This is a genomic window from Amycolatopsis azurea DSM 43854, from assembly GCF_001995215.1.
GTDB lineage: Bacteria > Actinomycetota > Actinomycetes > Mycobacteriales > Pseudonocardiaceae > Amycolatopsis > Amycolatopsis azurea.
The window spans coordinates 330,558-344,519 of the sequence record NZ_MUXN01000027.1; the positions used below are offsets into that span (position 1 = coordinate 330,558).

The 13,962-nt window shown below is 67.4% G+C and carries 14 protein-coding genes; 7 read left to right on the forward strand and 7 right to left on the reverse strand.

The features are described 5' to 3' along the window. The first annotated feature begins 39 nt into the window (after positions 1–39). From B0293_RS36425 to B0293_RS43825, 4 genes are all read left to right on the forward strand, one after another. A complete protein-coding gene (locus B0293_RS36425; RefSeq protein ID WP_005159010.1) occupies positions 40–465 on the forward strand; it encodes a YciI family protein in 426 nt (141 codons plus the stop codon). A gap of 157 nt (positions 466–622) precedes the next feature. Further along, complete coding sequence (locus B0293_RS36430) at positions 623–1,675, forward strand: DNA polymerase IV (protein WP_005159011.1); 1,053 nt, start codon at positions 623–625, stop codon at positions 1,673–1,675. 250 nt (positions 1,676–1,925) lie between these two features. Further along, positions 1,926–3,401, forward strand: coding sequence for an adenosylhomocysteinase (gene ahcY, locus B0293_RS36435; protein ID WP_005159013.1), 1,476 nt, complete (start codon positions 1,926–1,928; stop codon positions 3,399–3,401). Between the two features lie 202 nt (positions 3,402–3,603). Beyond that, complete coding sequence (locus tag B0293_RS43825) at positions 3,604–3,759, forward strand: DUF6131 family protein (protein ID WP_005159014.1); 156 nt, start codon at positions 3,604–3,606, stop codon at positions 3,757–3,759. A 230-nt stretch (positions 3,760–3,989) separates the two neighbouring features. Here B0293_RS43825 and B0293_RS36440 read toward each other — a convergent pair whose 3' ends face one another. The 7 genes from B0293_RS36440 to B0293_RS36470 form a co-directional block, all read right to left on the reverse strand. Continuing rightward, on the reverse strand, positions 3,990–4,202 hold the full coding sequence (locus tag B0293_RS36440; RefSeq protein ID WP_005159015.1) for a hypothetical protein: 213 nt from the start codon (positions 4,200–4,202) through the stop codon (positions 3,990–3,992). 150 nt (positions 4,203–4,352) lie between these two features. Then, positions 4,353–5,207 carry a non-homologous end joining protein Ku gene (gene ku, locus B0293_RS36445; protein ID WP_005159016.1) on the reverse strand — a complete coding sequence of 285 codons (855 nt, stop codon included), beginning with the start codon at positions 5,205–5,207 and terminating at the stop codon, positions 4,353–4,355. Positions 5,208–5,325: 118 nt separating this feature from the next. After that, on the reverse strand, positions 5,326–6,552 hold the full coding sequence (locus B0293_RS36450; protein WP_005159018.1) for a styrene monooxygenase/indole monooxygenase family protein: 1,227 nt from the start codon (positions 6,550–6,552) through the stop codon (positions 5,326–5,328). A 24-nt stretch (positions 6,553–6,576) separates the two neighbouring features. After that, positions 6,577–7,191: a GTP-binding protein gene (locus B0293_RS36455; RefSeq protein WP_005159020.1), complete on the reverse strand. Its 615-nt coding sequence runs from the start codon at positions 7,189–7,191 to the stop codon at positions 6,577–6,579. After that, positions 7,166–7,549 (reverse strand): DUF742 domain-containing protein, encoded by a 384-nt coding sequence (locus B0293_RS36460; RefSeq protein ID WP_039918479.1) that lies wholly within the window; start codon positions 7,547–7,549, stop codon positions 7,166–7,168. Before B0293_RS36460 ends, B0293_RS36455 begins: the two co-directional genes overlap by 26 nt. A 19-nt stretch (positions 7,550–7,568) precedes the next feature. Continuing rightward, on the reverse strand, positions 7,569–8,003 hold the full coding sequence (locus B0293_RS36465) for a roadblock/LC7 domain-containing protein (RefSeq protein ID WP_005159022.1): 435 nt from the start codon (positions 8,001–8,003) through the stop codon (positions 7,569–7,571). Continuing rightward, positions 8,000–9,229 carry a sensor histidine kinase gene (locus B0293_RS36470; RefSeq protein ID WP_005159023.1) on the reverse strand — a complete coding sequence of 410 codons (1,230 nt, stop codon included), beginning with the start codon at positions 9,227–9,229 and terminating at the stop codon, positions 8,000–8,002. The genes B0293_RS36465 and B0293_RS36470 overlap by 4 nt, the downstream gene beginning before the upstream one ends. A gap of 272 nt (positions 9,230–9,501) precedes the next feature. Here B0293_RS36470 and B0293_RS36475 point away from each other — a divergent pair, with 272 nt between their 5' ends. Genes B0293_RS36475 through B0293_RS36485 form a run of 3 tightly spaced genes read left to right on the forward strand, consistent with a single transcriptional unit; the run spans position 9,502 to position 13,938 of the window. Next, a complete protein-coding gene (locus tag B0293_RS36475; RefSeq protein WP_039918542.1) occupies positions 9,502–10,149 on the forward strand; it encodes a TetR/AcrR family transcriptional regulator in 648 nt (215 codons plus the stop codon). A 31-nt stretch (positions 10,150–10,180) separates the two neighbouring features. After that, a complete protein-coding gene (locus B0293_RS36480; protein WP_005159025.1) occupies positions 10,181–11,914 on the forward strand; it encodes an ABC transporter ATP-binding protein in 1,734 nt (577 codons plus the stop codon). Then, entirely contained in the window at positions 11,914–13,938 is a 2,025-nt protein-coding gene (locus B0293_RS36485; protein ID WP_039918486.1) for an ABC transporter ATP-binding protein, read from the forward strand. The genes B0293_RS36480 and B0293_RS36485 overlap by 1 nt, the downstream gene beginning before the upstream one ends. Positions 13,939–13,962 lie beyond the last annotated feature (24 nt).

A 13,962-nucleotide genomic window follows, 5' to 3' on the forward strand; every position in this document is an offset into this window, starting at 1 on the left:
AGTCCGGGCGATACGTCCGGTTCACTGGGAGGAAGACGCATGCGGTTCATGATCATCATCAAGGCGGACGAGGATTCCGAAGCCGGGAAGATGCCGCCGATGGAGGCCCTGACCGCCATGGCGAAGTTCAACCAGGACATGCTCGACGCCGGGATCCTCGTGGGCGGCGAAGGCCTCCAGGAGAGTTCGAAGGGTGCGCGGGTCACGATCGGCGCCGCCGGGACCACGGTCACCGACGGCCCGTTCACCGAAGCCAAGGAACTCGTCGGCGGCTTCTGGATCGTCGATGTCCCGTCGCGCGCCGAAGCGATCGAGTGGGCGAAGCGCTGTCCCACTCCCCCGAACAGCGACACCGTGCTCGAGGTTCGCAAGATCCTCGAAGCCGAGGACTTCGGCGAGGCCTTCACGCCGGAGCTGCAGGAGAACGAGCAGCGGATGCGCGACGAGGTCGCCGAACGGTCTTGACGATAAGCACTGGATTCTGGCTGCGGTTGTTCCGTCCGTGAAGGCCCCCTTAACGCGGCTCAGCCGAGGAAACTAGACCTTCACACCCCGCCGGCACCGGTGGTCGTCCCAGTGCGAGCATGACGCCCTTCGCCGTGCCCCTCAGTAAGCTCGCCTCATGGCCGACCGGGAGTGGGTACTTCACGTCGACCTCGACCAGTTCATCGCGGCGGTCGAGGTCGCCCGGCGGCCCGAGCTGCGCGGCATGCCCGTTGTCGTCGGCGGCACCGGCGACCCGACCGAACGGGCCGTCGTGGCGACGGCTTCGTACGAGGCGCGGGAATTCGGCATCCAGTCCGGGATGCCGTTGCGAACCGCCGCGAAACGCTGTCCTGACGCGATCTTCCTGGCGACCGACGCGCCCGCGTACCAAGAAGTCTCCGATCGGGTGATGGCGACGCTGCGGGAATTCCCGGTGGTGGTCGAGGTGCTCGGCTGGGACGAAGCGTTCCTCGGCGCCACCACCGACGATCCCGAAGCGCTCGCCGCCGACATCCGGCGAGTGGTGGCCGAGGAGACCGGACTGTCCTGCTCGGTCGGTATCGGGGACAACAAGCTGCGCGCCAAACTCGCCACCGGATTCGCCAAACCGGCCGGGATCTTCCGTCTCGTCCAGGACAACTGGTGGGACGTCATGGCCGGGAAGCCGACGGACGCGCTTTGGGGCATCGGCGCCAAGACCACGAAGAAGCTCGCCGAAGCCGGTTACCACACCGTGCTGGAGCTGGCGGGCGCCGATCCGGCGGACCTCGCCGCGCGGTTCGGTCCGAAGCTCGGCCCGTGGTACCGGATCCTCGCCGGTGGCATCGGCGACGCCGAAGTCAGCGCGACGCCTTACGTGGCGCGATCACGCAGCCGCGAGACGACCTTCCAGCAGAACCTGACCGACCCCGGCGCCATGACCGCCGAGATCGTCGCGCTGGCGAAACGCGTTTCCCAGGACGTCGCCGAGGAAGGCAGGCCCGCCGCGCGGGTCGCGGTCAAGGTCCGGTTCGCTCCGTTCCTGACCCATACGCACAGCGTGACACTGCCCGCACCGACCGCGGATCCGGCCGAGATAGAGAAGGCCGCGCTGGCCGTCCTCGACCTGTTCGACCTCGGCAGACCGGTCCGCCTGCTGGGTGTCCGGGCCGAATTCCCCTCGACGGCGGCGCGATCCGCGTCGCCTTGACAGCGCTCGCGGCGCTTTGCCATCCTGGTCACGGGCCGAGAGGCGCTGCGACGGAATTCTTCCGCCACGCTCGGCCCGCTGCGACAGACGTAAGGGCGCCTCCCACTGTGGAGGTGCCTTTCTTGCGTCAGAACCCTTTTCCGGCCGTCGTCGAGGCCGTGCGCTGAACGACCCCCGCACTGACACCGTCCTTCCCTCCACCGGCGAGAAGGACCGCTCCGCCCTGCCTTCCTTCATGATTGGAGAACCAGTGAGCCCCACCCTGTCCAAGGTCAACGGGATCGAATTCGCCGTCGCCGATCTCTCCCTCGCCGAGGCCGGCCGCAAGCAGCTGCGCCTCGCCGAGGTCGAGATGCCCGGCTTGATGGCGCTGCGCCGCGAATACGCCGACTCGCAGCCGCTGAAGGGCGCACGGGTCGCGGGTTCGCTGCACATGACCGTCCAGACCGCCGTGCTGATCGAGACGCTCGTCGCGCTGGGCGCCGAGGTGCGCTGGGTGTCCTGCAACATCTTCTCCACGCAGGACGAGGCGGCCGCGGCCGTCGTCGTCGGCCCGAACGGCACCGTCGAGGAGCCCTCGGGCTCGGCGGTGTTCGCGTGGAAGGGCGAGACGCTCGCCGAGTACTGGTGGTGCACCGACCAGCTCTTCGACTTCGGTGACGGCCGCCTGCCGAACATGGTCCTGGACGACGGCGGCGACGCGACCCTGCTGATCCACAAGGGTGTCGAGTTCGAGGCCGCCGGCGCCGTGCCGCAGGCGACCGAGGAAGACGGCGAGGAGTACGGCCTCGTGCTGGAGACCCTGCGCGAAAGCCTCGGCCGCGACACCGGCCGGTTCACCCGCATCGCCAAGGAGGTCCGCGGGGTCACCGAGGAGACCACCAACGGCGTCAAGCGGCTCTACAAGCTCGCCAAGGAAGGCGAGCTGCTCTTCCCGGCGATGAACGTGAACGACTCGGTGACGAAGTCGAAGTTCGACAACAAGTACGGCATCCGCCACTCGCTCATCGACGGTCTGAACCGCGGCACCGACGTGATGATCGCGGGCAAGGTCGCGGTCATCTGCGGTTACGGCGACGTCGGCAAGGGCGCGGTGGAATCGCTGCGCGGCCAGGGCGCCCGCGTGGTCGTCACCGAGATCGACCCGATCTGCGCGCTCCAGGCCGCGATGGAGGGCCTCGACGTCGTGGAACTCGACGACGTCGTCGAGCGCGGTGACATCTTCATCACCACCACCGGCAACTTCGACATCATCATGGCCGACCAGATGGCCAAGATGAAGCACAACGCGATCGTCGCGAACGTCGGGCACTTCGACAACGAGATCGACATGGCCGGGCTCGCGAAGATCCCGGGCATCCAGAAGATCGAGGTCAAGCCGCAGGTGCACGAGTGGGTCTTCCCCGCGACGGCCGACCGCGAGGCGCACTCGATCATCGTGCTGTCCGAGGGCAGGCTGATGAACCTCGGGAACGCCACCGGCCACCCGAGCTTCGTGATGTCGAACTCCTTCACCAACCAGACGATCGCGCAGATCGAGCTGTTCACGAAGCAGGGCGAGTACGCCACCGACGTCCACGTGCTGCCGAAGCACCTCGACGAGAAGGTGGCGCGCCTGCACCTCGACGCGCTGGGCGTCCGGCTGACGAAGCTGACCAAGCGCCAGGCCGAGTACATCGGCGTGGACGTCGAGGGTCCGTACAAGCTGGACCACTACCGCTACTGACCCACGAGTGTTTGATGTCGCGAGCGCCACGTTTGAGACGGTGAACGTCCCGGGCGTGGCGCTCGCGGCGTCCACCGCTGGGCCGAATGCCTGAAAACTACGGCCGGATGGACCTGTTTCCCGCGGAACGCAGCGGGAACCCCCTGAGTAGCACACCCCGGCGGCAACTAGGCCGGGCGACTACGAAGGAGAAGGTGCCCCCGTGATCATTCTCGGCGTCATCCTGATTGTCATCGGTGTCATCGCCAGCATCCCCGTCCTGTACTCGATCGGGATCGCGCTCGCGGTCATCGGCATCATCCTGGCCGTGCTCGGGAACACCGGGAAGGCCATCGGCGGTCGCGCACACTGGTACTGAGCACCTACCCGTAACCGGTACCAGCGCTGAAACGGGCCGGGCCCCCACGATGGGGGTCCGGCCCGTTTCCGTGACGTGAAGGGGCCCCCGGCTCCGAGGGGGAGGGAGAGCCGGAGGACCCCGTCATAGTTAACACATTCCCGGCCACGATGTACACGAATGCATACACCTTCGAGTGGCAATCGGTCCCGATCACCCGAATCAGGCCGGACTGGTGTATTGGCCGCCGGTCAAGAAGCTCGCAGCAGCAGCTCGACCCGCACCTCCGCGCACGAGCAGCCGCCATCGACGTCGAGGCAGTCGATCGTCAGCGTGTGCCGGGCGAAGTCGAGGTCCACGCAGCCGTCTTCGCTGCATTCGGTGAAACCACCCTCGAGGTGGACCACCAGGGTTCCGTGGCAGTGGTCGAGTCCACCGTCGCAGAACGCGCACTCCATGCTCATGCCGCCTCCCGCGATCTCGTCGAAGATCGCTTCGGAAAAGTTCTCCTCGATTGCCTTACTACCACCGAGGGACGACAGATCCTGGCATACGCGCGGCGTGTCGCATGACCCGGTAGGGTGACACCGGGCACGGCAGTCCACAAAGGACAGTCAGGCGCTCTTCGGGGTCCGCTTGCCGGAGGCGGGCTTCTTGGCGGCGGTGGCCTTCTTGGCCGTCGACGGTTTCCGGGTCTTCTTCGCCTCGCTCACGCTGGCCTGCAGGGCCTCCATGAGGTCGACGACGTCGGCCTTCGCCCCGACGGCCTTCGGTTTCGCCGTCTCGTTCCCCGCTGCCTTGGCCTCGATCATGGCCTCCAGCGCCTCGCGGTAGGAGTCGGTGTACTTCTCCTGCTCGAACACCGGCTCCGAGAGCGAGTCGATCAGCGAACCCGCCATCGTCAGCTCCTGTGGCCGCACCTGCGGCGGATCCTCGTGCAGGAAACCGAAGTCCGGGACGCGGACCTCGTCGGGCCACAGCATCGTCGTCATCATCAGGACGTCGCTGTGCACCCGCAGGATCGCGAGCGTCTCGCGCTGCCGGATGGCGACCTTCGCGATCGCCACGTGACTCGCCTTCTGGAGCGCGTCACGCAGGACCACGTACGGCTTGACGGCGTTCTTCTGCGGTTCGAGGTAGTAGGTCTTGTCGAAGTGGATCGGGTCGATGGACTCCAGCGGCACGAACTCGAGCACGTCGATCGCCCGCGACGACGCCAGCGGCAGCTCGGACATGTCCTCGTCGGTGAGCACGACCATCTCGCCGTCGGGCAGTTCGTAGCCTTTGGCGATCTCGGCGTAGGGCACTTCCTCGCCGTCGATCGTGCAGAACCGCTTGTACTGGATACGGCCGCCGTCGGCCTCGTGCACCTGGCGCAGCGAGACGTTCTTGTTCTCGGTGGCCGCGTAGAGCTGGATCGGGATGCTCACCAGCCCGAAGGACACCGAGCCCTTCCACATCGAACGCATCGAGCCGCACCTCCACCGCCGTCACCGACCGTACTTACGCTCGGTAACAACGGTAGCCCGAAAAGGCGCAGCGCGACAGTCCCGCGAACCCGATCGCGGGACTGCCGCGGTTCCCGAATCAGGCCTCGGCCAGGTACTTCTCCGCCTTGGCTGGATCGAAGAACCAGTGCTGGAAGTCGGTCGGATCGGAGAAACCGTTCGCGAACCGCGTCGCCACGGCGGGCTTCTCCCCCGCCGCGCCGATGATCTGGAGCACGTGCGGGGGCGGCGGCTGCAGCATCGCGTTGGTCCAGGTCGTCACGTGCTGGGCGTACTCCCAGTACTTGTCGAACGCCCCGGTCATCCACGCCTCGTCGAAGGGCTTGTCCCCGTGTTCGAGGATCGAGTCCAGATAGGACGCCGCGCAGTGGCTCGCGTTGTTGGAGCCCTGGCCGGTGATCGGATCGTTGGCCACGACGACGTCGGCCATGCCGAGCACCGCGGTCCCGGACGGCAGCTTGCCGACCGCGCTCCGCACGACCGGGGTGTACCCGCCGGCCAGCGTCGCCTTCTCGTCGGTCAGCACGGCGTTCCTCGAACGGTCGTACTCCCACGGGAGGAACTGCTTCATCAGCGACAGGATCCGGTCGAGATGCTGCTGCGGCGAAGGCCGGTCACCCCAGCAGTCGAGCGGGCCACCGGGGATGCCCTCGAAGAAGAGGATGTCGCAGTTCCCGCTCAGCGTGTACGCGGGGATCATGAACAGCTCGCCGACGCCGGGGATGATGTTGAAGCGCACCGCGGCCTTGTCCGAATGCTCGGGCCGGGGCTCGAGGCCGTGCACGTAGGCCAGCGAAAGCGCGCGCTGGGGCTCGGTGTACGGCGAGCGTTCCGGGATCCGGTCGAACAGCTGGACCAGCTCACCCTTGCCCGCCGCGACGACGACGAGGTCGTAGAGCTTCGCCAGCGGCGCGAGATCCGAGGTGGTGACGCCGTGGATGACGACCTTGCCGCCGCGGTCCTCCACCAGCTCCAGCCAGGCCGCCATCTTCACCCGCTGGTCCACCGACTGCGCGTAGTGCTCCAGCGGCGCGAACCAGTCCAGCACGCGGCTGGAGTCCGGTCCCGCGATGGACACGCCGAGTCCTTCGACCCGGACGGTCTCTTCCTCCCACAGGTTCAGCTTGTGGTCCCGCTCGTGCTGCAGGGCGGAGTGGAACATGCACTGGGTCGACATCACCTTGCCGGACCGGATCTCGTCCGGCGTCCGCGCCGACATCACCGTGACGTCGTAGTCGTGGTCCAGCAGGCTCAAGGCGAGTTGCAACCCCGACTGCCCGGCACCGACGATCAGAACCTTGCGCATGCTCGACATTCCTCCCGGAACTGGTCAGCTGAGGGCGAATTCGCGGCCGGGCCCGGAGACCACCGCGAGGGACAACGTGTGGGACACCAGTTCCTGCAGCGTCTCGACCGCCGATTTCGGGTCGCGGGCGTCACAGGTGACCAGCGGGATGTCCGGGGACAGCGCCAGCGCGTCGCGCACCTCTTCGAGGTCGTGCACCGGCATCCCCTCGAACTGGTTGACCGCGACGATGAACGGCAGCTCGGAGTCGTTCTCGAAGTAGTTGATCGCGGCGAACGACTGGTCGATCCGGCTGGTGTCGACCAGCACGACAGCGCCGAGCGCGCCGCGCGAGAGGTCGTCCCAGAGGAACCAGAACCGGGCCTGCCCGGGCGTGCCGAACAGGTACAGGAGCAGGTCTTCGCGCAGGGTGATGCGGCCGAAGTCCATCGCGACCGTGGTGGTGGATTTGGTCCCCGGCGGCACGAGCTCGTCGACCCCGGCACCCGCCTCGGTCATCCAGGCCTCGTTGCTCAGGGGCGGGACCTCGGAGACGGAGCCGACGAACGTCGTCTTGCCAACGCCGAATCCACCGGCGACCACGATCTTGGCGGAGATGGCGAGAAGATCGGCGTCAGACCGGGAGGCGCTTGAGTCCATCGAGGATCCTCTCGAGCACATTCGTATCGTGGTTGTAAGCGTGGGCCGTCGGATGCACGAAGACGGCACCCTGGGTGGCGAGGTCGCCGATGAGCACGCGGACCACGCCCAAAGGCAGGTCCAGTCCCACCGAAAGCTCGGCGATCGACGAGCGTTCGCGGGCGCGCTCGTACAGCGAGCGCGATTCGGGCATCAGCGCCTCGGCCAGCGATGGGTCGTAGCGCGGAACCGAGATCAGGGTCTCCACCAGGAGCAGCTGGCTGCTCTTGGTGCGGCCGCCGGTCAGCGCGTACGGCCGGATTCTGCGGCTGCGCATCTTGACCGGCCGGTCCGGAGCTTGATCGCTGGACACGGTCATCCCTTCCTTCTCCGGATTCTCAGGCCTGCGGCCGTCGGGCGGTCAGGACCTGCCGGAGTCCCGCTCGCACCTCGGGGGTGAGGGCGTGACCGGCGTTGGTGATGAACTGGGTCATCTCGTAGGCGACGACCTTCATGTCGCAGTCCGGCTCGGTGAGCACCGCGAGCCCGGCCTCGGCGCCGATCCCCATGAACAGGAAGTACCCGCGGGTGAGCCGGATGATGATCTGCTCGCAGTTGCCCTTGCCGAACAGCGCGGCGCTGTTGCCCGCGAGGCTGAGCAGGCCGCTCGCGATGGCGGCGAGCTGCTCGGCGTCGTCACTGGACACCGATTCCGAAGCAGTCAAAGGGAAACCGTCGACGGACATGATCAGCGCGTGACTGGCACCGTGCACCTTGCGCACGAAGTCGTCGAGCAGCCACGTGAAATCCGTGGTCGCGTCCTGGGCGGTCACTGGGTGTTTCCTCCGGTCTCACGCTCGTGCCGGTCATCGAGGGCGGCACGCTCGCCGTCGCTGAAGGCGTCGAGGTCGGCCAGCAGCGCCTCGTGCCCGTCCGCCGCGTCGGCGGGCGGGATGGTCGGCGGGGCCGGTTCGTCGGGCAAAGTCCTGATACTGCGGGAAACCCGGCGCGGGAGGCCGCTCGCCGTGGTGCCGCCGTCGGCGGGCGGCTGGAAGGCCGTGCGCGGACGCGGGCTGGGCTTGCGTTCCGGTTCCGGCGCGGGTTCCGTCGTGGCCGGGCGGCGCCTGGGCAGCCCGGACGGCGTCGCGACGGGGTTTCCCACGGGCGCTCCGTTGGTGATCCTGGTCTGCGGCAGCACCACGGTCTGCGAACCGGACCACTGCTTCTCGGCCAGTTCCGAGACCACCGGGACCGGCAGCAGCACGGTGGCGACCGTGCCGTGCGGGGTACGGCGGTCGAGTTTGACGGTGATCTCGTGCCGGTCGGCGAGCCTGCCGACGACGGCGAGTCCCATGTGCCGCACCGAATCGTCGTCGAGCACCGGACCGGCGGCCAGGCGCTCGTTCAGTGCCGCGAGGCGATCCGGCGGCATGCCGATGCCCTCGTCCTCGATGCGGATCAGCACGCTCCCCTGTTCGGTGAGATGCGCGCTGACACTGACCGGGGAACTCGGCGACGACTGGTTCGCCGCGTTGTCGAACAGTTCCGCGAGGATCCGGCTGACGTCCTCGGCGGCGAAACCGACGACGCCGAGCGAAACGACACGGCCGATCGTGATCCGCGAGTAGTGGTCGATCGACGACATCGCGGCCCGCATCACGTCGAGCACGGACGAGATCCCGGCGGTCGTGTCGTCGGCGTCCCGGCCGGCGAGCACGCGCAGGTTCTCGGCGTTGCGCCGCAAGCGGGTCGCCAGGTGGTCGAGCCGGTAGAGCTCGGCGAGACGGTCGGAGTTGTCCTCCCCCGCCTCCATCGTCTCCAGCTGCGCGAGCAGCTGGTCGAGCAGGTTGAGGTCGCGCAGCGCGACATTGGAACAGACGCCGGCGAGCGCGCCCGCGTCCGGCGCTTCCACGGCAGGCCGCTGTTCCACCACCGGTTCGGCGGGCGGAGCCGACGGAGCGTGCCGGGGCGGGGCGGCGAGGAACTGCGCCGCGGCGACCCTGGAACGGTCCAGAAGAACCCGTGAGCGGTCAAGCAAGCCTCGAGCCCGCGTCACCATGTGCTTCCACTTCTTTCTCTTCGCATACCCGGACCCGTGTCGCACTCCCCAGCACAACGACGGCCATGCAAGCAGAAGTAACTATCCGTGTCCACAGCCGGTTTCTGTTCAACAGCTGGCTGTGACGTGGACACGAAAGCGTTACGGCAGGTGAGCGGTGTGCACTAGGCCATTCGGCTCATCTTGAGTGTCCTGCACCACGGGGGATGTCCGAAAAGTGCGGAGTGCGCATAAATTTGCGTGCCCCGCAACTTTTGCCTATCCTCTCGGTCGTGCCACCCGACTCCACCGCCCCTCTCGGACTGCGCGAACGCAAGAAACGCGCGGCCCGTCGAGCCATGAGCGAGGCAGCGCTCAAACTCGCCGCCGAGAAGGGCGTCGAACAGGTCCGCGTCGAGGACATCGCCAACGCCGTCGGCGTCTCCCCTCGCACGTTCAACAACTACTTCTCCAGCAAGGAGGAGGCGATCTGCTCGTTCATCGTCGAACGGCAGGAACGGGTGCTGGAGGCGCTGCGCGAACGGCCGCCCGAAGAGCCGCTGTGGGAAGCGGTCAGCGCGGCGACGCTGGAGACCTACGGCCGTGACGGCGAGCCGAACCGCGACACGGTGCAGGTCGCGCGATCGATGATCCTGCACCCGTCGGTGCACGGCGAGTTCCTCAAGGCGCACGCCACCGTCGAGCGGGTACTGGCCGAGGGAATCCTGGAGCGGGCGGGCGCCGGTGCGGAAAACGCGTTGAACGCGAGACTGATGGCGGCCATCGTGGAGTCTGCGGTGAAGACGGCGTTCTTCAACTGGCTGATGCACGAGGGTGCCGAGCCCTTCCTGGAAACCGTCGAGGCCCTCCTGCGCGAGGCCTCGCAGGGCATCCCGTCGCTCACCCGACCCGAACCGGTGAAAAAACCGAAGAAGCAGTAACACCCTACCCACCACTGGGGGAGAAACCGTTGTGCTGACGAAGCTGTTGCGCATTCACCTGCGCCCGTACCGGCGAGAACTGTGGCTGATCGTGCTGCTGCAGTTCGTCCAGACCCTCGCCGGGCTCTACTTGCCCACGCTGAACGCCGACATCATCGATCACGGCGTGGTCAAGGGCGACATGGAGTACATCCTCGGCGTCGGCGGCGTCATGCTGCTGGTGTCGCTGGTGCAGATCGCGTGCTCGATCGGCGCCGTCTACTTCGGCGCCCGCACCGCGATGGCGGTCGGCCGCGACGTCCGCGGCGCGATCTTCCACCGGGTCCAGGACTTCTCCGCCCGCGAGGTCGGCCACTTCGGGACGCCGTCGCTGATCACCCGCACCACCAACGACGTCCAGCAGGTGCAGATGCTGACGTTGATGTCCTTCACCCTCGTGGTGTCCGCGCCGATCATGTGTTTCGGCGGCATCATCATGGCGCTGAACCAGGACGTCACCCTCTCCTGGCTGCTCGTGGTCGTGGTGCCGATCCTCGGTGCCGCGGTCGGGATCATCATCGCGAAGATGCGGCCGGCGTTCCGGCTGATGCAGGAGCGCATCGACAAGATCAACCAGATCCTGCGCGAGCAGATCATGGGCATCCGGGTGATCCGGGCCTTCGTCAAGGACACCCACGAGCGGCGCCGGTTCACCAAGGCGAACACCGAACTGCTGGACGTCTCCCTGATCGTCGGCAGGCTCATGGCGCTGATGTTCCCCATCGTCATGCTCGTGATGAACGCCTCCAGCGTCGCCGTGTTGTGGTTCGGCGGGCTGCGCATCGAAGACGGCAGCATGCAGATCGGCGCGCTCACCGCGTTCCTGTCCTATCTGATGCAGATCCTGATGGCGGTCATGATGGCCACCTTCATGTTCATGATGGTGCCGCGCGCCGAGGTCAGCGCCGAGCGCATCACCGAGGTGCTCGACACGCACACCAGCGTCGTCCTCCCGGCGAACCCGGTCAGCCCCGGCGAGGTGCACGGACGGCTCGAACTGTCCGATGTGGAATTCCGCTACCCCGGCGCCGAGAAGCCGGTGCTGCAGGAGATCTCGCTGCTGGCCAGGCCCGGTGAGACGACCGCGATCATCGGCAGCACGGGCAGCGGGAAGACCACGCTGCTGAACCTGATCCCCCGGCTGATGGACGCCACCGACGGCTCGGTGCGCGTCGACGACGTCGACGTCCGGGAGCTGGATCCGGCCGTGCTGTCCGACGCCGTCGGGCTGGTGCCGCAGAAGCCGTACCTGTTCGCCGGGACGGTCGCGAGCAACCTCCGCTACGGCAAGACCGACGCCACCGACGAGGAACTGTGGCACGCCCTGGAAGTGGCCCAGGGCAAGGACTTCGTCGAGCAGATGCCCGAGGGCCTGAACGCCCCCATCGCCCAGGGCGGGACCAACGTCTCGGGCGGACAGCGGCAGCGGCTCGCCATCGCGCGGATGCTGGTGCGGCGCCCCGAGATCTACCTCTTCGACGACTCCTTCTCCGCACTCGACTACGCGACCGACGCCGCGCTGCGGCGGGCGCTGGTGGCCGAGACCGCCGAGGCGACCGTGGTGATCGTCGCGCAGCGGGTCAGCACGATCCGCCACGCGGACCGCATCGTCGTGCTCGACGAAGGCCGTGTCGTCGGCAGCGGAACGCACACCGAACTCATGGACGGCAACGAAACCTATCGGGAGATCGTGCTGTCCCAGCTGACCGAGCAGGAGGCCGCCTGATGAGCGCGCCCGAATCCACGACGGAACCCGCGAGCGCTCCGGCCAAACCGGTGGGTGAGCGCGCGAGCGCGGCACGAGGGCCCGGCCCCGGCGGAGGCGGCTTCGCCCGCGGGCCCGCCGCCTTCATGGGCGGGCAGTCCAGCGAGAAGGCCCTGGACTTCAAGGGCTCACTGAAACGCCTGCTGCGCCTGCTGAAACCGCAGCGCGCCATGCTGTACGGGGTTCTACTCTTCGGCATCGCCAGCGTCACGCTGAGTGTCATCGGCCCGAAGATCCTCGGCATGGCGACGGACCTGATCTTCGCGGGCGTCGTCGCGAAGGACATGCCGCCGACGGTGAGCAAGGATCAGGTCATCGCCGGGCTGCGGGCGGAGGGCAACACCACCCTCGCCGACCTGTACTCCGGGATCGACTTCGTGCCGGGCCAGCGGATCGACATCGACGCCGTCGGCCAGGTCCTGATGTGGGTCCTGCTGCTCTACATCGTGGCGTCGTTCTTCTCGCTGCTGCAAGCCCGGCTGACCACGAACCTGGTCCAGCGGGCCGTGTTCGAGCTGCGGGAACGGATCGAGGAGAAGTTCGCCAAGCTCCCGCTCAGCTACTTCGACCGCCAGCCGCGCGGCGAGGTGCTGAGCCGGGCGACCAACGACATCGACAACCTCGCGCTGTCCCTGCAGCAGACCCTCGCGCAGATCGTGTCGTCGGTGCTGATGGTCGTCGGCGTGCTCGTGATGATGTTCGTCATCTCGCCGGTGCTGGCGCTGGTCGCGCTGCTTTCGGTGCCGGCTTCGGTGATCGTCGCGGCCAAGATCGGCAAGAAGGCGCAGCCGCAGTTCATCAAGCAGTGGTCCACCACCGGGCGGCTCAACGCGCATATCGAGGAGATGTACACCGGACACTCGCTGGTCAAGGTGTTCGGCCGCCGAGAGGAAGCCGAGGAGGTCTTCCGCGAGCACAACGACACGCTGTACAACGCGAGCTTCAAGGCGCAGTTCATCTCGGGCACCATCCAGCCCGCGATGATGTTCATCGGCAACCTGAGCTACGTGCTGGTGGCCGTGATCGGCGCGCTGCGGGTGGCGTCGGGGACGCTGTCGCTCGGCGACGTCCAGGCGTTCATCCAGTACTCGCGGCAGTTCAGCCAGCCGGTCACGCAGATCGCCAGCATGGCGAACCTGCTGCAGTCCGGGATCGCGTCCGCTGAGCGGGTCTTCGCGTTGCTCGACGCGGACGAGCAGGAGCCGGAGCCCGCCGAACCCGCGCGGGTCGCGAACGTGCGCGGCCAGGTCGAGTTCGAGCACGTGTCGTTCCGGTACACCGAGGACACGCCGCTCATCGAGGACCTGTCGCTCACCGTCGAACCGGGGCACACGGTGGCCATCGTCGGCCCGACCGGCGCGGGGAAGACCACGCTGGTCAACCTGCTCATGCGGTTCTACGAACTCGACGGCGGCCGGATCACCCTCGATGGTGTCGACATCGCCGAGATGGATCGCGAGGACCTGCGGTCCAAGACCGGCATGGTGCTGCAGGACGCGTGGCTGTTCGGCGGCACGATCGCGGAGAACATCGCCTACGGTTCCGCGGGGGCCACGCAGGAGGAGATCGTCGCGGCGGCGAAGGCGACCCACGTCGACCGGTTCGTCCGCACCCTGCCCGACGGCTACGACACCGTCATCGACGACGAGGGCGGCACGGTCAGCGCCGGTGAGAAACAGCTGATCACCGTCGCGCGGGCGTTCCTGGCGAAGCCCGCGATCCTCATCCTCGACGAGGCCACCAGTTCGGTCGACACGCGGACCGAGGTGCTGATCCAGCGGGCGATGAATTCGCTGCGCGAGGGACGGACGAGTTTCGTCATCGCGCACCGGCTCTCGACCATCCGGGACGCGGACGTCATCCTCGTCATGGAGAACGGTTCGATCGTCGAGCAGGGCGATCACGAAACACTGCTGCTCACCGGTGGTGCGTACTCGCGGCTGTACGCGGCCCAGTTCGCCGAGGCGCTGGCCGAAACCGACTGAACTCCTGTCGGAACTGTCGGCACG

Excerpts from the sequence above, each read along its gene's own strand:
- B0293_RS36425 (WP_005159010.1), top strand. The coding sequence starts at position 40 with ATGCGGTTCATGATCATCATCAAGGCGGACGAGGATTCCGAAGCCGGG.
- B0293_RS36430 (WP_005159011.1), top strand. The coding sequence starts at position 623 with ATGGCCGACCGGGAGTGGGTACTTCACGTCGACCTCGACCAGTTCATC.
- B0293_RS36440 (WP_005159015.1), bottom strand. The coding sequence starts at position 4,202 with ATGAGCATGGAGTGCGCGTTCTGCGACGGTGGACTCGACCACTGCCAC.
- ku (WP_005159016.1), bottom strand. The coding sequence starts at position 5,207 with ATGCGTTCGATGTGGAAGGGCTCGGTGTCCTTCGGGCTGGTGAGCATC.
- B0293_RS36450 (WP_005159018.1), bottom strand. The coding sequence starts at position 6,552 with ATGCGCAAGGTTCTGATCGTCGGTGCCGGGCAGTCGGGGTTGCAACTC.
- B0293_RS36455 (WP_005159020.1), bottom strand. The coding sequence starts at position 7,191 with ATGGACTCAAGCGCCTCCCGGTCTGACGCCGATCTTCTCGCCATCTCC.
- B0293_RS36460 (WP_039918479.1), bottom strand. The coding sequence starts at position 7,549 with ATGACCGTGTCCAGCGATCAAGCTCCGGACCGGCCGGTCAAGATGCGC.
- B0293_RS36470 (WP_005159023.1), bottom strand. The coding sequence starts at position 9,229 with ATGGTGACGCGGGCTCGAGGCTTGCTTGACCGCTCACGGGTTCTTCTG.
- B0293_RS36485 (WP_039918486.1), top strand. The coding sequence starts at position 11,914 with ATGAGCGCGCCCGAATCCACGACGGAACCCGCGAGCGCTCCGGCCAAA.